This is a genomic window from Streptococcus mitis ATCC 6249 (assembly GCF_000146585.1).
GTDB classification, from domain to species: domain Bacteria; phylum Bacillota; class Bacilli; order Lactobacillales; family Streptococcaceae; genus Streptococcus; species Streptococcus mitis_AZ.
This window is the reverse complement of sequence record NZ_GL397179.1, coordinates 812,746-834,888: the sequence shown is the minus strand read 5'-3', so window position 1 is coordinate 834,888 and position 22,143 is coordinate 812,746. Positions and strand designations below refer to the sequence as shown.

The 22,143-nt window shown below is 41.8% G+C and carries 24 protein-coding genes, 1 tRNA gene and 1 other RNA gene; 8 read left to right on the top strand and 18 right to left on the bottom strand.

Annotated elements, in window-relative coordinates:
• Positions 1-73 precede the first annotated feature (73 nt).
• Genes HMPREF8571_RS05840 through HMPREF8571_RS05830 form a run of 3 tightly spaced genes read right to left on the bottom strand, consistent with a single transcriptional unit; the run spans position 74 to position 3,671 of the window.
• The gene (locus tag HMPREF8571_RS05840; RefSeq protein ID WP_000701481.1) at positions 74-2,026 is read right to left on the bottom strand and encodes a PTS fructose transporter subunit IIABC; all 1,953 of its coding nucleotides are present in this window, start codon (positions 2,024-2,026) and stop codon (positions 74-76) included.
• Positions 2,023-2,934 (bottom strand): 1-phosphofructokinase, encoded by a 912-nt coding sequence (gene pfkB / locus HMPREF8571_RS05835; protein WP_000640772.1) that lies wholly within the window; start codon positions 2,932-2,934, stop codon positions 2,023-2,025. The genes HMPREF8571_RS05840 and pfkB overlap by 4 nt, the downstream gene beginning before the upstream one ends.
• Entirely contained in the window at positions 2,931-3,671 is a 741-nt protein-coding gene (locus HMPREF8571_RS05830; RefSeq protein ID WP_000920675.1) for a DeoR/GlpR family DNA-binding transcription regulator, read from the bottom strand. The genes pfkB and HMPREF8571_RS05830 overlap by 4 nt, the downstream gene beginning before the upstream one ends.
• A 161-nt stretch (positions 3,672-3,832) precedes the next feature.
• On the opposite strand from HMPREF8571_RS05830, the gene HMPREF8571_RS05825 reads away from it, so the two are divergent.
• Positions 3,833-3,920 (top strand) — tRNA-Ser (locus tag HMPREF8571_RS05825).
• Positions 3,921-3,998: 78 nt separating this feature from the next.
• On the opposite strand, the gene HMPREF8571_RS05820 is transcribed toward HMPREF8571_RS05825, so the two are convergent.
• From HMPREF8571_RS05820 to HMPREF8571_RS11090, 5 genes are all read right to left on the bottom strand, one after another.
• Positions 3,999-5,324, bottom strand: a complete 1,326-nt coding sequence (locus HMPREF8571_RS05820; protein WP_029689547.1) for an Nramp family divalent metal transporter — start codon at positions 5,322-5,324, stop codon at positions 3,999-4,001.
• Between the two features lie 315 nt (positions 5,325-5,639).
• Positions 5,640-5,987: a transfer-messenger RNA gene (gene ssrA, locus HMPREF8571_RS11095) on the bottom strand.
• Between the two features lie 58 nt (positions 5,988-6,045).
• On the bottom strand, positions 6,046-6,681 hold the full coding sequence (locus HMPREF8571_RS05815; protein WP_000290623.1) for an SGNH/GDSL hydrolase family protein: 636 nt from the start codon (positions 6,679-6,681) through the stop codon (positions 6,046-6,048).
• 1 nt (position 6,682) lies between these two features.
• Entirely contained in the window at positions 6,683-7,510 is an 828-nt protein-coding gene (locus tag HMPREF8571_RS05810) for an HAD family hydrolase (RefSeq protein ID WP_000152908.1), read from the bottom strand.
• A 23-nt stretch (positions 7,511-7,533) separates the two neighbouring features.
• The gene (locus HMPREF8571_RS11090; protein ID WP_000415554.1) at positions 7,534-8,853 is read right to left on the bottom strand and encodes a CapA family protein; all 1,320 of its coding nucleotides are present in this window, start codon (positions 8,851-8,853) and stop codon (positions 7,534-7,536) included.
• Between the two features lie 155 nt (positions 8,854-9,008).
• On the opposite strand from HMPREF8571_RS11090, the gene def reads away from it, so the two are divergent.
• Positions 9,009-9,620 carry a peptide deformylase gene (def, locus tag HMPREF8571_RS05795; protein WP_001272948.1) on the top strand — a complete coding sequence of 204 codons (612 nt, stop codon included), beginning with the start codon at positions 9,009-9,011 and terminating at the stop codon, positions 9,618-9,620.
• 44 nt (positions 9,621-9,664) lie between these two features.
• Positions 9,665-10,393 carry a 23S rRNA (guanosine(2251)-2'-O)-methyltransferase RlmB gene (rlmB, locus tag HMPREF8571_RS05790; RefSeq protein ID WP_000855727.1) on the top strand — a complete coding sequence of 243 codons (729 nt, stop codon included), beginning with the start codon at positions 9,665-9,667 and terminating at the stop codon, positions 10,391-10,393.
• Between the two features lie 36 nt (positions 10,394-10,429).
• On the opposite strand, the gene trxB is transcribed toward rlmB, so the two are convergent.
• The 7 genes from trxB to HMPREF8571_RS05755 form a co-directional block, all read right to left on the bottom strand.
• Positions 10,430-11,341, bottom strand: a complete 912-nt coding sequence (trxB, locus tag HMPREF8571_RS05785; RefSeq protein ID WP_000272339.1) for a thioredoxin-disulfide reductase — start codon at positions 11,339-11,341, stop codon at positions 10,430-10,432.
• A 65-nt stretch (positions 11,342-11,406) separates the two neighbouring features.
• On the bottom strand, positions 11,407-11,631 hold the full coding sequence (locus HMPREF8571_RS05780; RefSeq protein ID WP_000926604.1) for a DUF4059 family protein: 225 nt from the start codon (positions 11,629-11,631) through the stop codon (positions 11,407-11,409).
• 77 nt (positions 11,632-11,708) lie between these two features.
• Positions 11,709-12,452, bottom strand: a complete 744-nt coding sequence (locus HMPREF8571_RS05775) for an amino acid ABC transporter ATP-binding protein (RefSeq protein WP_000590978.1) — start codon at positions 12,450-12,452, stop codon at positions 11,709-11,711.
• Entirely contained in the window at positions 12,452-13,252 is an 801-nt protein-coding gene (locus HMPREF8571_RS05770) for an amino acid ABC transporter permease (RefSeq protein WP_000637481.1), read from the bottom strand. Before HMPREF8571_RS05770 ends, HMPREF8571_RS05775 begins: the two co-directional genes overlap by 1 nt.
• 156 nt (positions 13,253-13,408) lie before the next feature.
• Positions 13,409-13,765 carry an arsenate reductase family protein gene (locus HMPREF8571_RS05765; protein WP_000889075.1) on the bottom strand — a complete coding sequence of 119 codons (357 nt, stop codon included), beginning with the start codon at positions 13,763-13,765 and terminating at the stop codon, positions 13,409-13,411.
• A gap of 11 nt (positions 13,766-13,776) precedes the next feature.
• Positions 13,777-14,292, bottom strand: coding sequence for a methylated-DNA--[protein]-cysteine S-methyltransferase (locus tag HMPREF8571_RS05760; protein WP_000615102.1), 516 nt, complete (start codon positions 14,290-14,292; stop codon positions 13,777-13,779).
• A complete protein-coding gene (locus HMPREF8571_RS05755) occupies positions 14,289-14,783 on the bottom strand; it encodes a GNAT family N-acetyltransferase (RefSeq protein WP_000405842.1) in 495 nt (164 codons plus the stop codon). The genes HMPREF8571_RS05760 and HMPREF8571_RS05755 overlap by 4 nt, the downstream gene beginning before the upstream one ends.
• 134 nt (positions 14,784-14,917) lie before the next feature.
• Here HMPREF8571_RS05755 and HMPREF8571_RS05750 point away from each other — a divergent pair, with 134 nt between their 5' ends.
• Together HMPREF8571_RS05750 and trhA are read left to right on the top strand one after the other, a co-directional pair.
• Positions 14,918-15,364, top strand: a complete 447-nt coding sequence (locus HMPREF8571_RS05750) for a DUF1836 domain-containing protein (protein ID WP_001084368.1) — start codon at positions 14,918-14,920, stop codon at positions 15,362-15,364.
• Complete coding sequence (gene trhA / locus HMPREF8571_RS05745; RefSeq protein WP_001097972.1) at positions 15,361-16,008, top strand: PAQR family membrane homeostasis protein TrhA; 648 nt, start codon at positions 15,361-15,363, stop codon at positions 16,006-16,008. Before HMPREF8571_RS05750 ends, trhA begins: the two co-directional genes overlap by 4 nt.
• A 19-nt stretch (positions 16,009-16,027) precedes the next feature.
• Here trhA and pdxT read toward each other — a convergent pair whose 3' ends face one another.
• The 3 genes from pdxT to nox all read right to left on the bottom strand — a co-directional run bounded on the left by pdxT (position 16,028) and on the right by nox (position 19,017).
• A complete protein-coding gene (gene pdxT / locus HMPREF8571_RS05740) occupies positions 16,028-16,609 on the bottom strand; it encodes a pyridoxal 5'-phosphate synthase glutaminase subunit PdxT (RefSeq protein WP_000402359.1) in 582 nt (193 codons plus the stop codon).
• Positions 16,610-17,485 (bottom strand): pyridoxal 5'-phosphate synthase lyase subunit PdxS, encoded by an 876-nt coding sequence (gene pdxS, locus HMPREF8571_RS05735; RefSeq protein ID WP_000138512.1) that lies wholly within the window; start codon positions 17,483-17,485, stop codon positions 16,610-16,612. It abuts the gene before it with no gap.
• Positions 17,486-17,637: 152 nt separating this feature from the next.
• On the bottom strand, positions 17,638-19,017 hold the full coding sequence (gene nox, locus HMPREF8571_RS05730) for a H2O-forming NADH oxidase (RefSeq protein ID WP_000036758.1): 1,380 nt from the start codon (positions 19,015-19,017) through the stop codon (positions 17,638-17,640).
• A gap of 308 nt (positions 19,018-19,325) precedes the next feature.
• On the opposite strand from nox, the gene HMPREF8571_RS05725 reads away from it, so the two are divergent.
• From HMPREF8571_RS05725 to HMPREF8571_RS05715, 3 genes are read left to right on the top strand one after another with little or no spacing between them, the layout of a single operon-like run.
• On the top strand, positions 19,326-20,240 hold the full coding sequence (locus tag HMPREF8571_RS05725; RefSeq protein ID WP_025168443.1) for an FAD:protein FMN transferase: 915 nt from the start codon (positions 19,326-19,328) through the stop codon (positions 20,238-20,240).
• A 33-nt stretch (positions 20,241-20,273) separates the two neighbouring features.
• The gene (locus HMPREF8571_RS05720; protein WP_000915929.1) at positions 20,274-20,879 is read left to right on the top strand and encodes an NADPH-dependent FMN reductase; all 606 of its coding nucleotides are present in this window, start codon (positions 20,274-20,276) and stop codon (positions 20,877-20,879) included.
• 17 nt (positions 20,880-20,896) lie between these two features.
• Positions 20,897-22,141 carry an NAD(P)H-dependent oxidoreductase gene (locus HMPREF8571_RS05715; RefSeq protein WP_000673672.1) on the top strand — a complete coding sequence of 415 codons (1,245 nt, stop codon included), beginning with the start codon at positions 20,897-20,899 and terminating at the stop codon, positions 22,139-22,141.
• Positions 22,142-22,143: the final 2 nt, after the last annotated feature.

Genomic DNA, 22,143 nt, shown 5'->3' with positions numbered 1-22,143 from the left:
CATATTTCACAGCCATTTCGAACAGAGAAAAAGATTGCACCAAATGGTAACAATCTTTCTATTCTAATACTTTTTATGCTTGTGGTTTGCGTAGGGAACCATAAACCACACCACTTACAATTGCACCAACCAAAACAAAGGCAAGATAAAGAAGAGCATTTGAAGTTAGAGCGATGACGAAGATTCCTCCGTGTGGTGCCATGAGTTTGATACCTGCAAGACCAACGAGTCCTCCTGCTACTGCTGAACCAAGGATAAAGCTTGGGATCGCACGAGCTGGGTCAGCTGCACCAAATGGAATTGCTCCCTCAGTGATAAATGACAAGCCCATGATGATGTTTGTCAAACCAGAGTTACGTTCTTCTTTGGTAAATTTATCTTTGAAAAGAAGGGTTGCGACAAAGATAGCAAGTGGTGGAACCATTCCTCCCGCCATAACTGCTGCCATAGCTACAGAACCACCTGAAGAAACAGTCGCTGCAAGCGTACCTGTACCAAAGACATAGGCTGCTTTATTGACAGGTCCACCCATATCGACAGCCATCATACCACCAAGAACGATACCAAGAAGGACAGCTGATCCTCCCCCAAGACCGCCTAGGAAGTCATTCATAGCAGTGTTGATTGCTGCCATCGGGATGTTAACAGCCAACATAACAAATCCCGTTAAGATTGTTCCAAGAAGTGGCAAGAGAAGAATTGACTTAGCACCTTCAAGAGAACGAGGAACTTTAACGTATTTCTTAATAGCAAGAACTAAGGCACCTGCGATAAATCCACCAACAAGGGCACCGAGGAAACCAGATGAGACACCTGCAAGAGTTGAAGTTGCTTCACCACCTGCTGCATAAGGGATTTTACCAAAGGCAAAACCTTCTTTGGCTATTGCACCAGCAACAAAACCTGCTACCAAACCTGGTTTTTCAGCGATAGAGTAGGCAACGTATCCTGCAAAGACAGGGAGCATCAAGCCAAAGGCAGCGCCACCGATTTTCATGAACATTGAAGCTAGCTCATGGTAGGATCCGAGATTGCCAAGGCTATCTTGTGGCACACCAAAAGCTCCGTCGATTAAGAAAGCAAGGGCAATCATGATACCACCACCGATAACGAATGGCAACATTTGAGATACACCACTCATCAAGTGTTTGTAGAAAGCACCACCGATACTTTGTTTTTCATTAGATGCTGCTGTAGCTTTTGCTCCATTAGCAGCACGATAAACTTCAGCATCTCCAGAAAGAGCCAAGTTGATCAGCTCTTCTGTCTTACGGATACCGTCTGCAACTGGACGGTTAACCAAAGGTTTGCCATCGAAACGATCCATTTCAACGGCCTTGTCTGCTGCGATGATAACAGCTTTAGCCTTGAGAATGTCTTCTGCAGTCAATTGATTCCCAACACCGCTAGCACCGTTGGTTTCAACCTTGATCCCAACACCCATTTCAGCAGCCACTTTTTGAAGAGCTTCTTGGGCCATGTAAGTATGAGCAATCCCTGTCGTACAAGCTGTAACAGCTACGATAAAGTCGCCAGAGTCATTAGCAGGTACTGGGATAGGCTCCTCAGCTTTTTCTGAAGCTTGGTCAAAAAGTTCGATAACTTGATCAGCTGATGTTACTTGACGAAGTTTGTCAGCAAAACCGTCTTTCATCAAGTATTGAGATAATTCTGCCAAGGCTGCCAAGTGGGTATCATTGGCACCTTCTGGAGCCGCAATCATAAAGAAAAGGTCGGTAGGTTGCCCATCCAAGCTTTCATAGTCAACACCCTTGTTTGACTTAGCAAAGAGAACGGTTGCTTCTTTGACAGCAGAGTTCTTACTGTGAGGCATAGCAATTCCGTCACCCAAACCAGTGGAAGTGAGAGCTTCACGCGCCAAAATTCCTTCTTTAAAGGTTTCAAAATCCGCCACATAACCGTGATCTACCAAACTTTTAATCATCTCTTCAATGACAGCAGTTTTTTCAGTTGCCTGCAAATCCAGCATCATAACGTCTTTTCTCAATAGGTCTTGAATTTTCATCGTTTTTCTACCTCAACTTTTTCATATGTTTCTTTAATAAATTCTGCCGTTGCCAAGTCATCTGAGAAAGTAGTTGCTGTACCACAAGCAACTCCCCATTTGAAGGCTTCTATTGCGTCTTTTGATTTGACAAATTCACCTGTAAATCCAGCCACCATAGAGTCACCAGCTCCCACTGAATTTTTCACTGTTCCCTTGATGGGTTTAGCAAAGTAAGCTCCCTCAGATGTGACAAGAAGTGCACCGTCCCCAGCCATGGAGATAATAACGTTTTGAGCTCCTTTGACCAGTAACTGACGAGCATAGTTCTCGATTTCATCTAAACTGTCGAGTTTCACTCCAAAGATAGCTCCCAGTTCGTGATTGTTTGGTTTAACCAATAGTGGCTGGTAGTCCAAACTATCAATCAAGGTCTGTCCTTCAAAGTCACAAACGACTTGCGCACCAGTCTGACGGGTCAAGGCAATCAAATCCTTGTAGATAACATTTCCTAGATTTTTAGCACTTGAACCCGCAAACACCACCGTATCATCTGCTGTCAGACTAGAAAGAATGGCTTTTAACTCTTCAAGTTGTTCGGGCTCAACATTTGGACCTGTCCCATTGATTTCAGTTTCTTGGTCGGCTTTAATCTTAACATTGATACGAGTATCTTCAGCTACTTGGACAAAACGAGTTTCGATTTCTTCCTCTGTAAGGGTATCTGTAATAAATTTACCAGTAAAGCCTCCAATAAATCCGGTCGCTGTATTGGGAATACCCAAACGTTTCAAGACACGACTGACATTGATTCCTTTCCCACCAGCAAACTTATCATCACTGTCCATTCGATTGACACTGCCGACTTCTACTTTGTCTAAGCGAACGATATAGTCAATGGATGGATTGAGTGTGACTGTATAAATCATACTTCAATTACCTCCGTTTTCTCCTTAATAGCCTGTAAGAGCTCATGCCCTTGACTTGTGATAACGATAGCGCGTTTGAGTGGTGCTACCTTGGCAAAACAAGTTTGACCAATCTTTGACGAATCGACCAAGACGTAGGTCTGTTTGGCATTCTCTAAAATAGCACGCTTAACAGCTCCCTCCTCCATATCAGGAGTCGAATAATAACCATCGTCTACACCATTCATTCCGATAAAGGCACGGTCAAAGTGCAATTGGTTAATCTGGTTAAGAGCAACGCCCCCGATGCTAGCATCTGTCGTCATCTTGACGCCACCTCCAACCATGACAGTTGGAATCTGCTTTTCAACCAGCTGAACTGCATGGTGAATGGAGTTGGTCACAACGGTGATCTCCTTATTAACCAATTCCTTGATCAAAAAAGCAGTTGTTGTTCCAGCATCGATAAAGATAACATCTTTTTCCTTGATAAAAGATGCTGCTTTCTGAGCAAGCAATCTCTTTTCTTGAAGGTTTTTGATAGATTTTTCTTGAATGGTTTCTTCTTCCTGCAAGGAGTGGGGCAATTCTGCTCCACCATGCACACGACGAAGCTTATTCTCTGCTTCTAACTCATCTAAATCCCTTCGAACCGTTGATTCTGAAGTCTCTAACAAACTAACTAACTTTTCTAAAGAAACCACTTGATGCTGATTAAGTTCCTCTAAAATCAGTTGTTTTCTCTCTGTTTTTAACACCAAAACACCTCCTGTTATCGTTTACACTATTTATTCTAGCACAATTTCTGGCAAAGTCAAGCAATTTTTGTCATTTTCTTTCAAATTCTATCATTTTTCTTATTTCCAACATTTTTATTGCAAGATAAGTGGCTTTATGGTAGACTATTTGAGTAAGTATTGGAAGATTACTCAAGAGGCTTAAGAGGCCGTGTTGGAAACGCGGTAGGCGTGTAACAGCGTGCGTGGGTTCGAATCCCATGTCTTCCGTTTATTTTAAAAAAGATACCCAAGAAATCTTGGGTATCTTTTTTCTTATATGCTTGTTTTATAACTCGGGTGAATTTCTTAGAAAATATCAAATAACAATTTCACATTGAGAATTGTTAAGATAATGGAAACGATATAGCCAAGGATGGTATTCCATTTGGCATTGGTAAATTCTCCCATCAGTGATTTCTTAGAAGTTAGATAAATCAGTGGGAAGATTGAAAATGGAAGAGCAATCGAAAGAAAGACTTGTGAATAAACCAATAACTGATCTAATGTTTTTTCCTGATGACCAAACAGAACCGCTACAATCATGACAGGCAACAAGGCAAAGAGACGAGTTGCCAAACGAATGAACCATTGAGGTAATCTCATATGCAAGAAACCTTCCATAACGATTTGTCCAGTCAAGGTACCCGTAATTGTCGAATTTTGACCACTGGCTAATAAAGCCAAGGCAAACAAGGTTGATAAGGTCGAGCTAGCTATAGCTCCTGCAATAGTAGAATCCTGCAAGGCATTATACATTTGAGAGAAGGCAGAAATCTCAGATGCATGGCCGAAAAAGAGAGCCGCCCCGAGAATTAATAGAAGGGAGTTAACCACAAAGGCCAAGGATAATTGGAGATTTGAATCCCAGGTCATAAAGCGCACGGCTTTTCGAACATCATTCTTGTCCTTGTGATTGATTTTCCGAGTTTGTGACAAGGAAGAATGCAAATAGAGGTTATGGGGCATAACCGTTGCTCCCACGATCCCTAGTGCCAAGGTTAATTGACTTTCATGCCCTGGCAAGGGACTTTCAAATAAGGTTGCATTCGGTAGATAACCCTCAACGATTCCTTGGAAGCTTGGATGTGACAAAGCTACCAGATAGGTAAAAATTGCTAGAATGGTTAAAATCAGTGTTGTCACAATAGCTTCAATCTTCTTAAAGCCAAATTTCATCAGAAGCAATAAGAGAAAAACATCCAACACGGTCAAGAGAATTGCTATCATAATCGGAATCTTAAAGAGAAGATTGAGAGCAATCGCTGAACCTAGAACTTCTGCCAGATCTGTCGCCATCAAGGCTAATTCTAAAATCACCCATAGACTATAACGAAGCCATTTAGGTGAATGATGAGCCGTTGCTTGAGCCAGGTCCATCTGGGTTACAATACCAAGCTTTCCTGCCATCTGCTGAAGTTGCATGGCAATGAGAGATGAAATCAAGATAACAAACAAGAGACTATACTTATAGGAAGCACCACCGACTACACTGGTAATCCAGTTTCCTGGATCCATATAACCAACTGCGACAAGAGCACCCGGACCTAAAAAGGCATTTAAATTTTGCCAGAAATGATTGTTATTTGGAGTATCGATAGATTGATTAATCTCAGAGAGTGACACTTTTTTTATGAGAAGACATAGATACTTACCTCTTTCTAAACCTACTTTTTCATTATTTTCTATTAGAGAAAAATAAGATTGACTTTAAACTATTAAAACAATGAAAACTATATGAAAAACATTTAGTTTTTTCATTATTTTTCTTAAGGCACCTTAATTATAACAGAAAATATGATAAAAACTTAAGAAAATTCAGGACTTGATTTAATATTTAGGATACAACAAAATGTTGTATTCTTTTTTTGCAAAAGAATACCAAAGAATAAAATAAAAAACGTTGTAAAAACAACGTTTTAGAAAGATTTACAAAACAATGTAAATTATCAATGGAGCCGGTGGGAGTCGAACCCACGTCCAAACACCTGCCAACATATTTGTCTACAACCATAGGTTATGTATTGTTTTAACAGCTCCTCGACACATAACTCAAGCCTAGGAACTGCGAGTCTATCAATCTCCTATCAAACCACTAGACAAGGCTTGATCGTATCTCGCTAATCATAAGACCTGTCATTGAACACGAGCAATCCAAATCGGGTCACGCCTGCTGGTTTTTAGGCAGCTAGAGCGTAAGAAGTGTTATTTTTTGCAGTTATATTTAACTGAGCGTTTACGTCGCCACACGGGTTGCAAAATATGCCTCATAATGCCTGTCGAATCCGTAACGACCCCAGGATGTTAGAACTATTATAACCTATCTTCATAAAAAATGCAAAATCAAGCCAATTCTTTAGAAAAGATACGTTTTCAAAGCATGCGATAAAGCTTGATAACCTGCTACACTCAGATGGAGACCATCCGTTGTATAGGCTGATTGAAGTTGTCCTTCTGAATCTGTCAAACTATCATAAATTGGTAGAAAATCTACTTGCATATAGGCGGAGGCTAGAGCCTCATAGGCTTGATTCCATTCTCTGATTTTTTCATTGGTACGAATATATACTGTCTGCTTGTATTCTTCTCCTTCATTGACTGGCAGAATAGAAACAAGCTTTATTTGTGACAGCGGATAATCTCGGTTGAGCGATTGAATCACACCTTCAAGATTATCCAAGGCTTCATTCATGGGAATATCTTTTCCGATATCGTTTGTCCCAATTAAGAGAACAATTTGATCGACAGCATCACCATAAAGATGGGCATCCAGATTGTCTAGTAGAAGCCCCGTCTGGTAACCTCGGATGCCTCGATTAACAATCGTCTTGGCAGTTCCGAGTAACTCTTGCAAAGGGTAGTATTCTACAATCGAATCGCCGATAAAAATCATATCGGGTTCTAAAAGAGAAATCTGATTGAGTTCACGATACTTGGTTTGAATTTTTGCTTGCTCTTTTAGGAGCCAATTTTCTAATAACTGTACTGCCACCTTATCCCTCTTTCTCTAACCAATTTTCTAGGACCTGATAAACGCCCCCTTGGCTGTTAGCTGGAGCTAGGGCAGTTGCAACTGCCTTGGCCTCATCATCAGCATTTTCCATAGCATAGGCAATTCCAGCCATCTCCAACATCTCAACATCATTTTCGCTATCACCAAAAGCCATGATTTGTTCCGATGTCAAATCCCAGCGCTTGAGTAATTCTTCCAATCCCCAAGCCTTGTGAACCCCAGCTTGCAGGATATCGATACAGCCATAACCGCTAGAAACAGCTCTTACACGACCATCAAAGAGGTCATTGATTTCCTGCAAAACTGAACTAGAGCGTTCCTCACCAACGACCATGCTCATCTTTAGGACTCCTCCAAAGAGGTCTGAGTTTAGCTCATCCACAAAATTGGTCCTTTGGTAAAGTTTTTCAATCATCTCTGGAGTCATAAATTTTTCCAGGTCTGTAAAAACCGTTCCTTCCTTGACAAAACTCCCGTTCATACTAGTGACGACGAACTGATCACGACACTCTCTCCCTTTAAAATGAAGGAGAGCCTTGTCAACCATAGCATCATCCCAAGTCTGAGCCTGAAGTAATGTATCATACTCAAATATCCGAGCACCGTTAGCAACAACCAGGACTACTCGACTCGCCAAGTGTTCTAATAATTGCCTCATTCGATGGACTTCATTCCCCGTTGCAATGACAAAACGGATACCTCGTTCATCTAATTTGTCTAAAATCTTTTCTAAACGTGGCAAGTCCAGTTGCCCTCTTGGATCCAGCAAGGTTCCATCCATATCTGTTGCAATTAATTTAATCGTCATCTCGTCTCCTTTAGGGCGAGTACCTACCACTTCAACCCTACATGTTCATTCATTTCTTTATAGGCTGTGTCAATTCGTTCCTTGGTCGTCTCATCCAACCGCTCTCGGTAACGTCCCCCTTCAATGAAGTCCTCCAAGATATAGGTCTGATAGAGGAAGAGAGGATATCCTTCTGAGGAGTAAGTCCCTTTGGGTGTCCGATTGACCCAAGTAGGATGCGCTTGGGCGGTTTCAATCCTTGTCTTTCCATCTTTTTTCTTAATGGTCACATCCATAAGAACACCACGCTCTGTCCACTTGGCATTTCCCTCGTCTTGCATGGTTTCAATGCGCTGGTTTGAAAGGAAATTTCCCATGGAATAGATAATCAGTTTTTTGTCACCATCTTTTTCAATCGTTTCGGCAGGTTCAACGACGTGAGGATGCCCTCCAAAGATAATATCGGCTCCCCAGTCAATCATCTTGTGGTACAGTGTCTTTTGTTCTTCCGTTGGTTCCAACTGGTACTCAATTCCCATCTGAGGCATAACAACAGTGATATCCGCTTCTTTCTCGGCACGCTCGATTTCCGCCTTCATCTTTTCTTCGTCTAAGTCAGAAAGATAGCGATTATAATCCTCTTGAGAGATATACTGCTCAATGCCATTAAAGCCATAGGAATAAGCCAAGAGAGCTACCTTGATACCATTGACTTCCTTAATAACAAGGGGAGACTTATCCCTTGGTTCCTTTGTGTAAACTCCGATGGGCGTCATTCCTGCCTTTTCAATAGCTTGAGCTGTTGAGATCACTCCCTCTATCTGAGAATCTAGGATGTGATTGTGGGCCAAGTCTAGAACTTGGTAGCCTGCATCCTTGATCGCGTCCATGACTTCTCCAGGTGCATTAAAAAGAGGATAACCTGCCAAATAGTGGTCCTTGTTCACAGTTCCTTCAAAGTCACCAATTACCAAGTCCGCTTGTTTGAGCCAGGGCTTTACATACTCAAAATTTTCATGAAAATCATAGGTCCCATCTTCTTTAAGAGCTGTTCGGTAAATAGGGATATGATAGAGGAGGTCACCATTTGCCATGATACGTGCCGTCGTTTCACCAGATTGATTTTCCTTGGATTGACTGGAAGTACTTGCAGAATCAAGAGTTTGACTACTAGGACTCGTTCCCTTACTACCTTGTACTGCTCGAACTAATAAGTTCCCCCCCATGGACAAGGCAACTGCAAGCAATAACACAATAATAAACTGGGCATTGGTCCAGGACTTATAATTCCGAAAGAAACCAATACTTCTCTCCAACAATCCATCAATAGGTCCATGAGACCGTCTATTTTGTCGCTTTTCCATCTGTATTCTCCCTTGCTCTCTTTTGCAAGTCTTTTCTTTTATTATACCACAGCCAAAAGAGGAATACCGTTTATTATATTATTTTTTAGCAACTTCTGTGACTTTCTTTCTGATCTATTTTGTGTTATCATGTAGAGGTAATGAAAGGAGAGAAAATGTCTGCTATAGAACGTATTACAAAAGCTGCTCATTTGATTGATATGAATGATATTATCCGTGAGGGAAATCCAACTCTACGTGCGGTTGCTGAGGAAGTGACTTTTCCATTGAGTGATCAAGATATCATCCTTGGCGAAAAAATGATGCAATTCCTCAAACATTCTCAGGATCCTGTTATGGCTGAGAAAATGGGACTTCGTGGTGGTGTTGGCCTTGCTGCTCCCCAGCTGGATATCTCAAAACGCATTATCGCTGTTTTAGTGCCAAATATTGTGGAAGAAGGTGAAACTCCAGAGGAAGCCTACGATTTGCAAGCCATTATGTACAATCCGAAAATCGTATCCCACTCTGTTCAGAATGCTGCCCTTGGCGAAGGAGAAGGTTGCCTATCTGTTGACCGTAACGTACCAGGCTATGTTGTCCGCCATGCCCGTGTCACTGTTGATTACTTTGACAAGGACGGCGAAAAACACCGCATCAAGCTCAAAGGTTACAACTCCATCGTTGTCCAACATGAAATTGATCATATAAATGGAATCATGTTTTACGATCGTATCAATGAAAAAGACCCATTTGCAGTTAAAGATGGTTTACTGATTCTGGAATAAAGAAAATCCCGTTGCAAGACGGGGTTTTGTGTTATAATAGAGGCATGAAAACAAATGATATTGTCTATGGCGTCCATGCCGTTACTGAAGCCCTACTTGCAAACACTGGAAACAAACTCTACCTCCAAGAAGATATAAGAGGTAAGAATGTTGAGAAAGTCAAGGAGCTAGCTGCTGAGAAAAAAGTCTCCATCTCTTGGACCTCAAAAAAATCCCTCTCTGAAATGACCGAAGGCGCTGTCCATCAAGGATTTGTCCTTCGAGTTTCTGAATTTGCCTATAGCGAGCTAGATCACATTCTTGCCAAAACGCGTCAAGAAGAAAATCCTTTGCTATTGATTCTGGACGGGTTAACTGACCCTCACAACTTAGGTTCTATCTTGAGAACTGCTGACGCGACCAATGTTTCAGGCGTCATCATTCCCAAGCACCGTGCTGTCGGAGTGACTCCTGTCGTTGCCAAAACGGCTACAGGAGCTATTGAGCATGTACCGATTGCTCGAGTGACCAACCTCAGTCAAACCTTAGATAAACTCAAGGATGAAGGGTTCTGGACCTTCGGAACGGATATGAACGGTACTCCTTGCCACAAGTGGAATACAAAAGGGAAAATCGCCCTCATCATCGGAAATGAAGGAAAAGGCATCTCTAGCAACATCAAAAAGCAGGTTGATGAGATGATTACCATTCCCATGAATGGACATGTTCAGAGTCTCAATGCCAGTGTGGCTGCAGCCATTCTCATGTACGAAGTTTTCCGAAACCGACTATAAAAAAGTTTCCAATCAAAAGATTGGAAACTTTTTTTCTTAACTATGTTCAGTGATAAACTTGTAAGCTTCTTGACCAGCAATCGCCCCATCTCCAACTGCTGTTGTGACTTGGCGAAGGTCTTTTTGGCGAACATCCCCAACCGCAAAGATGCCATCAACGCTAGTTTTCATGTGATTGTCTGTCACGATCCAGCCTGCCTGGTCTTGGATATTCAAATCCTTAACAAAATCACTAACAGGATCCAAACCAACATAGATAAAGACACCTCCAAAGGCTTGCTCTGTCACTTGACCAGTTTTTACATTTTCAAATACAACTGACTCTACTCTGTTATCACCTTTGATTTCCTTAACTACAGAGTCCCAGATAAAGTTGACTTTTTCATTTGCAAAGGCACGGTCTTGCAAAACCTTTTGGGCACGAAGTTCATCTCGACGGTGAACAATGGTAACAGTCTTGGCAAAGCGAGTCAAAAATAGAGCTTCTTCTACCGCTGAATCTCCACCACCTACTACAAGCAAGTCTTGGTCACGGAAGAAAGCTCCATCACAGACCGCACAATAGGAAACGCCTCGGCTATTTAGTTCTTCTTCTCCAGGAACTCCCAAGAGACGGTGTTTTGACCCAGTTGCCACGATGACAGTACGGGTTTCATAAACTTGGTCATCAGTGATGACCTTCTTATAGTCAGCATGATCTTCAATCTTTTCAACAAATCCATAAAGGTGCTCTACCCCAAGATTTTCAAGAGGTTCAAACATCTTCTCTGCCAATTCAGGTCCACTAATATTGGCATATCCAGGATAGTTTTCGATGTCGGATGTGTTGTTCATTTGCCCACCTGGCAGACCACCTTCAATCAAAGCCACTTTCAGATTGCTTCGAGCTGCATATAAGGCAGCTGTCATTCCCCCAGGTCCAGCACCAATAATAATTGTATCGTACATTTCGATTCCTTCTTTCTTGTTGTAACTATCTTTATTCTAACTGTTTGAAGTTTATTTAGCAAGCATTATGCTCTGAAAACTAAAATGAGACTCATGACGGCAAAGGATAATACTGGAATCACCAAAACCCCAATCATAATCATATCATAGAGATGGGCTTGACGGGCCTTAGCTGTCTTGTCCACACCAGACATAGCTCGCAATCCAATCCAAATCCCTAAAGAAATCACGACGAGAATGGTCGTTAAGATCAAACTCTCGAAATATAAAGAAAATAGTTGCAGCAGCATGATCTCTCTCGTTTCTATCTTTTTTAAAGAGTAAACTCAGCTAGTCCAACTAACTGAGTTTTCCTTTTACTATTATATCAAATATAAGTCCGTTTGTAACTAGCGAAGAATTCTTTTGTCCGTTCTTCTTTCGGATGATTGATGATGTCATCCGGTGTGCCTGACTCGATGATTTTCCCCTTATCTAGGAACAAAATCTTATCTGCCACTTGGGCTACAAAAGACATATCGTGACTAACCAAAATCATGGTCTGACCAGACTTAGCGGCATCTGCAATAGATTTTTCCACTTCTCCGACCAATTCTGGATCAAGAGCTGATGTTGGTTCGTCCAAGAGCAAGACGTCTGGTTTCATAGCGAGGGCACGCGCTAGGGCAACCCGTTGCTTTTGCCCACCTGACAAATGGCGAGGGTAATGTTGCTCCTTATCAGAAAGACCGACCTTAGCCAACTCTTCCTTGGCGATTTTGGTTGCTTCCTCATCTGATAATTTCTTAACAACAACCAAGCCTTCCTTGACATTGTCAAGGGCTGTTCGGCGTTCAAATAAGTTGAACTGTTGGAAAACCATGGACAACTTGCGACGAAGGGTTAGAATCTCCTCTTGGCTAATCCGAGAAAAATCAACTGTAAAATTGTCAATCTGGATGGATCCGCTCTCTGGTGTTTCAAGATAGTTGAGGCTACGCAAGAAAGTTGATTTCCCTGCTCCAGATGAACCAATCAAGGCTACAACTTCTCCCTTTTGGATATCCAAGTCCAGATGATCCAGGACAGTCTGACCTGAAAAGGATTTGCTTAAATTCGAAATCTTAATCATTAACGTAGGTCTCCTTTCACATCTGTAGTTACTGTATCCGGCGCTGAAATTTGCATTTTCTTCTCGATAAAACGACCGAGGCTTTCAATTCCGATATTGACTACCCAGTAAACAAGGGCTACAGAGATGAATCGCTCAAAGTAACGATAATCGGCTCCACCCAAAATCTGAGCTTGGGCAAAAACTTCGACTACACCCGCACTAAAGGCTAGAGAAGTTCCCTTGGTCAAACCGATGAGGGAATTGATCAAGGTTGGAGTAGCTACCACCGCTGCATTAGGAATAATGACACGACGATAAACTTGCGCACGGGTCATTCCCAGACTGCGTGCCGCTTCAATCTCACCAGGATTGACAGAAAGGATGGCTGCACGAATGGTTTCGCTGGCATAAGCCGCCTCATTAAAGGCAAATGCTACGATAGCAAAGGTTGCTGCTGGAATCGCATTGATATTAAAGCTGGTTCCCCATTGTTGATTGAGGGCTTTCAGAGCAAGTGGAATCCCGTAGTAGGTCAACATAAGCTGAACCAAAATCGGTGTCCCTTTTAAAAAGCTGACAAAAAAGGCCTGTAAGGGATATAAAATCTTAACACGGTTGATTTTAACAATGGCAAAAACTAAGGCTAGCACCAAACCAAAAATCGCACCACTAAGCGTCAACATGATAGTTGTGGGAAGTTGTTGGACAATTCTTGGAATCCCATCAAAAACCGAACGCAAGCTAAAGAGCTTACCGTCTGGAATCAGCTGCATCAAGCTCTGGTACCAATCTGATGCTAAAAGTGTTGTAACAATCATAAAAACATCCTCTCCTGATAATGATTCATTCTACCATACTTCTGCTCACAAGCAAATTATTTGCTACGGGTAAAGCAGACTTTGTCTACCTTCTAGTTTATCACACTTTAAAACAGGGAAGCTATATATTTTACCTATCAAGGAGATAGATAAAAACTATTTTAAGCCCAGTTCCCCGTAAGATTTTCTATAGCCGATTTGCTTAACAGCACCATTTTCCACTAAGATTGGGCGTTTTAACAACATGCCCTCACTAGCCAGAAGCTTGGCTGCTTCTTGCTTTGACAAGCTTCCCACCTTATCTTTCAGGCCCAGTTCACGATATTTGATCCCGCTGGTATTGAAAAATTGTTTCACTTCAAAACCGGAAGTTTCCAACCAGTTCAAAATCACGTCTTCACTTGGGGTTTCTTCTACGATGTGAACATCTTGGTATTCCAGTCCAAGTTGATCCAATTCATTTTTTGCTTTCTTACAAGTTGAACATTTTGGGTATTCGATAAATTCTAACATCTTTTTTCTTTCTATTCTTTATTTTCTTGAAAAACCGCACCTTCACGCTGCAAGAGCCAGGCTTTCTTTTCGACTCCAGAAGCATAGCCTGTCAGACGATTGCCTGCACCCAGCACTCGATGACAGGGGACGAGGATGGACCAGGGATTACGCCCCACTGCTCCGCCAATAGCTTGGGCAGAATTCACCTGCAAGTCTTGAGCTATTTGACCGTAAGTCACTGTTTGACCATAAGGAATGCTCTGTAAGTAGGCCCAGATCCGCTTTTCAAAATCCGTCCCAATTGGAGCCAAGGGTAGTTTTGACAAATCCTGGGCTTGCCCATCAAAGTAAACATCTAAATGGGAAACAATTTGATCCAATATCGGATGTCTGGCAACCTCTTCTATATGTTCAGCTACCAAACCTCTCTCAAAATGAGTTTGGTCCTGCACCCAAATTCCATACAGATATTGCTCGTCAGCAACCAGGGACAAGGTTCCAATTGGCGATGGGTGCAGCATTTTTGCGTATTTTTTTTGTATCATTTTTTTAATTTTTGATAGGCCAAACGTTCTCCATCAACTGGAACTTTTCCGACCTGACTGAATCCAAGTTTTTCAAAGATATGCTGCATGGCCTTGTTTTCTGCATGCGTATCTGAACGAAAATCTAGGTAATCAAATCCTTCAATCAAGCCTTCTAGGAAAGTTTGAGCAACTCCCTGCCCTTGTACATCTGCTGCCACAGCGATACGGTGAAAGACCAGATATTCTGACTCTCCCCCCTGCCAACTTCCTTCATAAATGGCTTCATAGGCTTCCTCTGGGCTCTTGGTCACAGCAGCATAGGCTAACAGTTCTCCCTCTTCCAAGGCCACATAGGCTTGACCTGAGATGATATCATCAATAATGATGTCGGCATTTGGATAGTCATTTTGCCACTGGTCACTACCAGACTTGGCTAAACACTTTTTGGCATCCTCCATCACCTGCATAATCGCATCTACTTCGTTTGGAAAAGCTAAACGAATCTCCATCTCTTCCCCTCATTTCTAACTAGTTTCTCTCATCATAGCATAATTTAAAGCTTTCTACAAGCAGTTGAAACTTGACTTTTATTTTTTATTATTTTATAATCTAGTTATTGAAACTAGATAAAAAGGAGTTGGAAATGAATTCTATCTTTTCCTACCCAAAATGGGAAGACATTCCAAACATTGACCTCTATCTGGATCAGGTTTTGCTTTATGTCAATCAAGTCTGTGCCCCTATCTCTCCGGATAAAGAAAAGGGCTTGACCGCATCCATGGTCAATAACTATGTCAAACATGGTTACCTGACAAAGCCTGACAAGAAGAAATACCAACGCAAACAGATTGCCCGTTTGATTGCCATCACCACTCTCAAATCTGTCTTTTCAATCCAAGAAATCGCTCAGACACTGAATAGTCTACAAACTCAAGCGAGCTCAGACCAGCTCTACGACGCTTTTGTAGATTACATGAACCATGGGATTGATCCAGAAAATCCTATTATCCAAACCAGCTGCCAGACGGTTAAACTCTACCATCAAACTCTAGACTTAATCCTTAGCAAAGAAGAGGAGGAAATCCAATGAATACCAGTCTAAAACTCAGTAAAAAACTCAGTTTTGGAGAAGAAATCGCCAATAGCGTGACCCATGCTGTGGGTGCGGTTATTATGCTCATCTTACTCCCCATTTCATCCACCTATAGTTATGAAGCACACGGATTTTTATCATCTTTTGGTGTTTCTATCTTTGTTATCAGTCTGTTTCTCATGTTCCTCTCGTCAACCATTTACCACTCTATGGCCTATGGTTCGACCCACAAATACGTCTTGCGAATCATCGACCATTCTATGATTTATGTGGCTATCGCAGGCTCTTATACGCCAGTCGTATTAACTTTGATGAATAACTGGTTTGGGTATCTGATCATTGCCATTCAATGGGGAACGACCATCTTTGGCATTCTCTATAAAATCTTTGCTAAAAAGGTTAATGAGAAATTCAGCCTTGCCCTTTACCTGATTATGGGCTGGTTGGTTCTAGCTATCATTCCTGCCATTATCAGTCAAACAACGCCAATTTTCTGGAGTCTCATGGTAACTGGCGGACTCTGTTATACAGTTGGAGCTGGATTTTACGCTAAGAAAAAACCTTATTTTCACATGATTTGGCATCTCTTTATCCTAGCAGCATCTGCACTCCAATACATCGCGATTGTTTATTACATGTAAAAAAGTTGAGAATCTTTTCTCAACTTTTTTCTTTACACATATTAATAAAATACTGGTGCAAGCGAACATCATCTGTTAACTCAGGATGAAAAGAGGTCACCAGCATATTTTTTTCTTGAGCTGCAACGATTTGGTCGTCTAGGGTTGCTAGGATTTCAACACCCTCTCCAAGACTACTGATAATTGGTCCGCGGATAAAGGTCATTGGAATCTTGCCAACTCCCTTACATTCTGCCTCTGTATAGAAGCTTCCTAGTTGGCGCCCATAAGCATTGCGCTCAACCACTATATCCATGGTTCCAAGATGACTTTCTTCCTGAGAAGTGATTTCCTTAGCCAGCAAAATCAAGCCCGCGCAAGTACCAAAAACTGGAAGTCCAGATAAAATAGCTTCTCGGATTGGAATCAACATCTGCTGGTCACGCAAGAGTTTGCCCATGGTTGTAGATTCCCCACCAGGCAATATCAAACCGGACAAGTCACACTGATGCTGTTGAAAATCATCTAAATTTCTGATTTCAACACTAACAACACCTAAGTTTTCTAACACTTTTGCATGTTCTTCAAAAGCACCTTGCAAGGCTAATATTCCGATTTCCATCTATTTTCCTCGCTCAGCCATGAGAATTTGGATTTCATTCTCATTGATACCAACCATGGCTTCCCCTAGATCTTCAGAGATTTGAGCCAGAATTTGAGGATTTTGATAGTTGGTTACGGCTTTAACAATAGCACTTGCTCGTTTAACAGGATCACCTGATTTGAAAATCCCTGAGCCAACAAAGACGCCTTCTGCACCAAGCTGCATCATAAGAGCAGCATCTGCTGGCGTTGCAACGCCTCCAGCTGCAAAGTTTACAACTGGCAATTTTCCATGTTCATGGACATACTGAACCAATTCAACAGGGACTTGCAAGTCTTTGGCAGCAACATAGAGCTCATCCTCACGTAGGTTTTGAATGCGGCGAATTTCCTGATTCATTATACGCATATGGCGAACAGCTTGAACAATATCGCCTGTCCCTGGTTCTCCTTTAGTACGAATCATGGAAGCCCCTTCCGCGATACGACGCAAGGCTTCTCCCAAGTCCTTAGCTCCACAGACAAAAGGAACTTGGAATTCTTTCTTATCCACATGGAAACGGTCGTCAGCTGGAGAAAGCACTTCACTCTCATCGATATAGTCGATCTCAATGGCCTCTAAAATCTGAGCTTCTACAAAATGTCCAATTCTAACCTTGGCCATCACTGGAATGCTGACTGCTTCTTGGATTTCCTTAATCATCTTTGGATCACTCATGCGGGAAACTCCACCAGCTGCACGAATATCAGCTGGAATTCGCTCCAAGGCCATGACAGCTGCCGCACCAGCAGCCTCTGCGATACGAGCCTGTTCAGGGTTCTGCACATCCATGATAACACCGCCCTTGAGCATCTGCGCCAAGTTTTTATTTAGTTCATAACGATTTTCAGTCATTTCTTAATCCTCATCATTTGTATTGGTAGCTACCATTTTATTTTATGTCAGATTAGAATGAAGTACAAGATAGAAAAACAACAACTGTCTGGGGACAAAAACAAGAAAAAAACTATCTGACCTTCAATTAAGGCCAGATAGTTCATCAATTTTTATTTTTCAGCTGTAAGTGCAGCCATTGTGATGTAGTTGTAAGGTTTGTTAAAGTGTGGCAAGAAGAATAGATCTGTCAAGGCCAACTTGTCAATTGTCACATGTTCTTGGATAGCAAGTGAGAACATATGAATTCCCATGCTGATAGCAGAATCACGTGATACCATTTGAGCGCCAAGAATTTCGCGACTGTCTTTATCAAAGACAATCTTGATGGCAACTTCATGGTTGTCATGCTTCATAAATTCTGGTTTTTGAAGATCGTTAAAGCCTGTTTCAGTTGCGTTGTAACCAGCAGCTTTAGCTTTTTCAAGAGTCAAACCAGTTGAAACCATGTGAAGACCATAGATTGAGATACCGTTTGATCCTTGTACACCGATTCCTTCAAGTTCGTGTCCACAAGCGTTATAAGCACCAACGATACCAGTACGAACAGCGTTTGAAGCAAGCGCGATGTAGCTAGTGTCTTTACGAGCGTTGTCATAAACAGTCGCACAGTCACCTACTGCATAAACACCTGGAATTGATGTTTCTTGTTTCTTGTCTACAAGAAAGGCACCGTTACGGAAGAGTTCAATCTTACCATCAGCAAGAGCTGTGTTTGGACGGAAACCAACTGCAAGAACAACCATATCCACATCAAATGTTTCTTTGTCTGTTACCAAGCGTTCAACTTTACCATCACCTTGGATAGCTTTTACTGTTTGACCAAGTGCCAAGCGGATGTTGTTGTCTTCCAAGTTCTTCGCCATCATTTGAGTGAAGTCTTTGTCGTAGTAGCCGTTCAAAACAGTGTCTACGATATCAACAAGAACAACTTCTTTTCCAAGACGTTCGAAAGCTTCAGCAAGTTCAACACCGATATAACCACCACCAACAACTGCGATGCGTTCAAGGTGTCTGCTCTTGTCAGCAAGTTTTTCGATAACTTCTTCTGCGTTTTGGTACAACTTAACAAATTGAACATTTTCAAGTGTTGCTTTGAATTCGCGGTTGCCCTTAACGATTTCAACACCTTCGATTGGAGGCAAGATTGGAGTTGAACCAGTCGCAAAGATCAATTTGTCATAAGACTCTTTATGTTCTTGACCTTCAACTTCTGCTGTCACAACTTTATTGTCATAGTCGATTGAAAGAACAGGTGAGTTCATGTAAACTTTTGCACCCTTAGCTTCCAATTTTTCTTTATCAGAGTAGAACAAGCCTTCAGCTCCGTCGATTTGCTCCCCGATCCAAAGCGCCATTCCACAACCAAGGAATGAAATATTTGAGTTTTGGTCAAATACAACGATTTCATTTTCATGTCCAAAATTGTCCAACATAGTATTGATACATGCTGTACCAGCGTGGTTAGCACCAACTACAACGATTTTACTCATAGAAAATTTCCTACCTTTAATTTAAAATTTACCTTTCTAGTATAACATTTACTGTTAGCGTTTACAAGGTATTTGCTTAGAATTCTCTTATTTTAAGCAATTATAAGTTTTATTATATTATTTTTTATGAGTTCCTATCCTTTTTTTATATTTTTTGAGCATATTCCTTGACTTTTTGTCAAAATTCATTTGTGAAAACGCTGACTTTATGATATGCTAGATACATGGAAAGAAAATGTAAGGGGTTTAATTTTTGTTTAACGACCTTATATTGAATGATTTCCTATAAAGAGAAAGGAGTTGGTAGCTTGCCTCTTCGTTCACGTTCTGAACGACTCATGGGAACAACTATCACTATTTCATTAGTAGATGAACAGGCAGATTGCCTGCTTCAAGGAGCCTTTGATTTACTCAGAGAGCTCGAGTACCGCTTCAACGCCAACAGTCAAGAATCCGAATTGATGGAGATCAATCACCAGGCTGGAATTGCTCCGGTCAAGGTCCATCCTGACTTATTTGAACTGATTGCTCTTGGGTTAGAACACAGTCTAGCTCCATCTAGCCATCTAAACATCAGCATTGGCCCCTTGATTCAAACCTGGCGAATCGGTTTTTCAGATGCTCGACTCCCCGAGCTAAACGAAATCGAAGCTGTCTTGCCTCTAGTTGACCCGCATTTTATCAAGTTAGATCCCGCTAGCTCTACTGTATTTTTAGAGAAAAAGGGAATGAAACTTGATTTAGGTTGCTTAGCTAAAGGCTATAGTGCAGATAAAGTTGCTCAGTATTTAAAAGTACACGGAGTCACTTCTTCCTTGATCAATCTCGGAGGAAATATCCTCACCATCGGGAACAATCAAGCCAAAGAAGGGAAAGACTGGCAGATTGGTATTCAGGATCCGCGAAATCCTCGTGGCAATCATCTCCTAACCATTCCTGTTTCTAATAAATCCGTCGTCACTTCTGGTATCTATGAACGCCACCTGACAATAGACGGAAAAGACTATCACCATATTTTCGATAGTGAGACAGGCTTCCCTGTCGAAACAGACCTCGCTAGCCTAACGATTATCTCAGATAAATCCGTCGATGGTGAGATTTGGACAACCCGCCTATTCGGAGAACGTATCGCTTCTATCCTCTGGCAAGTCGAAAGTTTAGATGGTATCGAAGCCATTCTCATCGACAAAGAGGGGAACCTTACATGTTCTTCAGGCCTTTAAATTTGTATTATGTAAAAAGAGAAAGGAAATCTCATGCTAAAACTTATTGCCATTGTTGGAACGAACTCTAAACGTTCTACAAACCGCCAATTGCTCCAATACATGCAAAAACACTTCGCCGACAAGGCTGAGATTGAACTTGTTGAAATCAAGGACATTCCTGTTTTCAACAAACCAGCAGATAAACTTCTTCCTGCTGAAATTCTTGAAATTGCGGCTAAAATTGAAGCATCTGATGGTGTCATCATCGGTACCCCTGAGTACGACCACTCAATCCCTGCAGTTTTGATGAGCGCTCTTGCTTGGCTATCTTATGGTATCTACCCACTTTTGAACAAACCAATCATGATCACTGGTGCTTCTTACGGAACTCTTGGTTCATCTCGTGCCCAATTGCAACTTCGTCAAATCTTGAACGCTCCTGAAATTAAGGCAAATGTTCTACCAGATGAATTCTTGCTTTCTCACTCTCTTCAAGCATTTAACCCAAGTGGTGACTTGGTTGACCTTGATGTCATCAAGAAATTAGATGCCATCTTTGATGACTTCCGTATCTTTGTGAAAATTACTGAGAAATTGCGCAATGCGCAAGAATTGCTTCGCAAAGATGCAGAAGAATTTGACTGGGAAAATTTGTAAGATAGGAGACCGAAAGAATGAAATTTGTTGGACTTGTTGGATCAAACTACGATCAATCATATAACCGCAAACTCTTGGAATTTATCCGTCGCAATTTCAAATTCAAATTTGAATTAGAAGTCCTTGAAATCGACGAAGTTCCAATGTTTAACCAAGACGAAAAATGGGACGAAAGCTTCCAATTGCGCTTCTTGTATAACAAGATTACACGTGCTGATGGTGTCATAATTGCGACTCCTGAGCACAACCACACTATCTCAGCTTCTCTCAAATCTGTACTTGAATGGCTTTCATACGAAGTTCATCCATTTGAAAACAAACCTGTTATGATTGTGGGAGCATCATACTACGACCAAGGGACTTCACGTGCCCAAGTTCACCTTCGTAAGATTCTTGACGCTCCTGGTGTCAATGCCTACACACTTCCAGGTAATGAATTCCTTCTTGGTAAAGCCAAAGAAGCTTTTGATAACAATGGAAACATCACCAACGAAGGAACTGTTAAATTCCTTGAAACTTGCTTAGATAACTTTGTGAAATACGTAGGAGTCGTTTCGAAATTGAAAAAACCAAAACCAATCGAACCAGAAGACTTGGATTGTGGAAAACCAATTGCTACAACCATTACAGAAGTTGATCCTGATGATCCAGAATGGGTAGAAAAAGTTGCAGCAATCACTGGGGCTGTTTCTGGTGATACCTATGTCAAATTGGACCACGGTATCCTGACAGTTAACCAAATCGATATGTTCTTGAAAGCTATGCCATTTGAATTGACATACGCTGACGACAACAACCAATTCCTCTACTACAACAACGCTCACCAAGATCCAGACACCATGTTTGCTAAACGTGTACCACCTCAATCAGGTAGCCGTATGTCAACTGTGCATGGTTCTCTTCCGCCAGCACGCATGAAGAATGTAGAGTGGGTTATCGGAACACTTCGCAACGGAAACCAAGAATACGTTCGTACGATCGTTCCAGGTTCTCCTGCAGGTGTCATCAACACCCACAACTACCAAGCAATGTATTATCCTGATGGATCATACGCTGGTATCAATGAAATTGTCTTTAACTTCCAACCATGGCTTGACTGGTACCTAAAAGAGACTGGGCAACGTTTGGTGGGTGGTAGCGGACCATTTGCTCCTGCAGCTGGAGGTCATGGAGACGCCGATGCTACTTCTGGCGCTTCTGATTCAGGTGATGCTGGAGGCCACGGTGGTGACGCAGACGCTACTTCTGGTGCAAGCAACTAAGA

What these genes read in the sequence shown, in the direction of transcription:
- HMPREF8571_RS05760 (WP_000615102.1), bottom strand. Translation starts at nt 14,292, where the DNA reads ATGATACAAAAAAAATACGCAAAAATGCTGCACCCATCGCCAATTGGA.
- rlmB (WP_000855727.1), top strand. Translation starts at nt 9,665, where the DNA reads ATGAAAACAAATGATATTGTCTATGGCGTCCATGCCGTTACTGAAGCC.
- HMPREF8571_RS05720 (WP_000915929.1), top strand. Translation starts at nt 20,274, where the DNA reads ATGCTAAAACTTATTGCCATTGTTGGAACGAACTCTAAACGTTCTACA.
- pdxS (WP_000138512.1), bottom strand. Translation starts at nt 17,485, where the DNA reads ATGACTGAAAATCGTTATGAACTAAATAAAAACTTGGCGCAGATGCTC.
- pdxT (WP_000402359.1), bottom strand. Translation starts at nt 16,609, where the DNA reads ATGGAAATCGGAATATTAGCCTTGCAAGGTGCTTTTGAAGAACATGCA.
- HMPREF8571_RS05755 (WP_000405842.1), bottom strand. Translation starts at nt 14,783, where the DNA reads ATGGAGATTCGTTTAGCTTTTCCAAACGAAGTAGATGCGATTATGCAG.
- nox (WP_000036758.1), bottom strand. Translation starts at nt 19,017, where the DNA reads ATGAGTAAAATCGTTGTAGTTGGTGCTAACCACGCTGGTACAGCATGT.
- HMPREF8571_RS05780 (WP_000926604.1), bottom strand. Translation starts at nt 11,631, where the DNA reads ATGCTGCTGCAACTATTTTCTTTATATTTCGAGAGTTTGATCTTAACG.
- def (WP_001272948.1), top strand. Translation starts at nt 9,009, where the DNA reads ATGTCTGCTATAGAACGTATTACAAAAGCTGCTCATTTGATTGATATG.
- HMPREF8571_RS05765 (WP_000889075.1), bottom strand. Translation starts at nt 13,765, where the DNA reads ATGTTAGAATTTATCGAATACCCAAAATGTTCAACTTGTAAGAAAGCA.
- pfkB (WP_000640772.1), bottom strand. Translation starts at nt 2,934, where the DNA reads ATGATTTATACAGTCACACTCAATCCATCCATTGACTATATCGTTCGC.
- HMPREF8571_RS05810 (WP_000152908.1), bottom strand. Translation starts at nt 7,510, where the DNA reads ATGACGATTAAATTAATTGCAACAGATATGGATGGAACCTTGCTGGAT.
- HMPREF8571_RS05840 (WP_000701481.1), bottom strand. Translation starts at nt 2,026, where the DNA reads ATGAAAATTCAAGACCTATTGAGAAAAGACGTTATGATGCTGGATTTG.
- HMPREF8571_RS05715 (WP_000673672.1), top strand. Translation starts at nt 20,897, where the DNA reads ATGAAATTTGTTGGACTTGTTGGATCAAACTACGATCAATCATATAAC.
- HMPREF8571_RS05775 (WP_000590978.1), bottom strand. Translation starts at nt 12,452, where the DNA reads ATGATTAAGATTTCGAATTTAAGCAAATCCTTTTCAGGTCAGACTGTC.
- trxB (WP_000272339.1), bottom strand. Translation starts at nt 11,341, where the DNA reads ATGTACGATACAATTATTATTGGTGCTGGACCTGGGGGAATGACAGCT.
- HMPREF8571_RS11090 (WP_000415554.1), bottom strand. Translation starts at nt 8,853, where the DNA reads ATGGAAAAGCGACAAAATAGACGGTCTCATGGACCTATTGATGGATTG.
- HMPREF8571_RS05750 (WP_001084368.1), top strand. Translation starts at nt 14,918, where the DNA reads ATGAATTCTATCTTTTCCTACCCAAAATGGGAAGACATTCCAAACATT.
- trhA (WP_001097972.1), top strand. Translation starts at nt 15,361, where the DNA reads ATGAATACCAGTCTAAAACTCAGTAAAAAACTCAGTTTTGGAGAAGAA.
- HMPREF8571_RS05770 (WP_000637481.1), bottom strand. Translation starts at nt 13,252, where the DNA reads ATGATTGTTACAACACTTTTAGCATCAGATTGGTACCAGAGCTTGATG.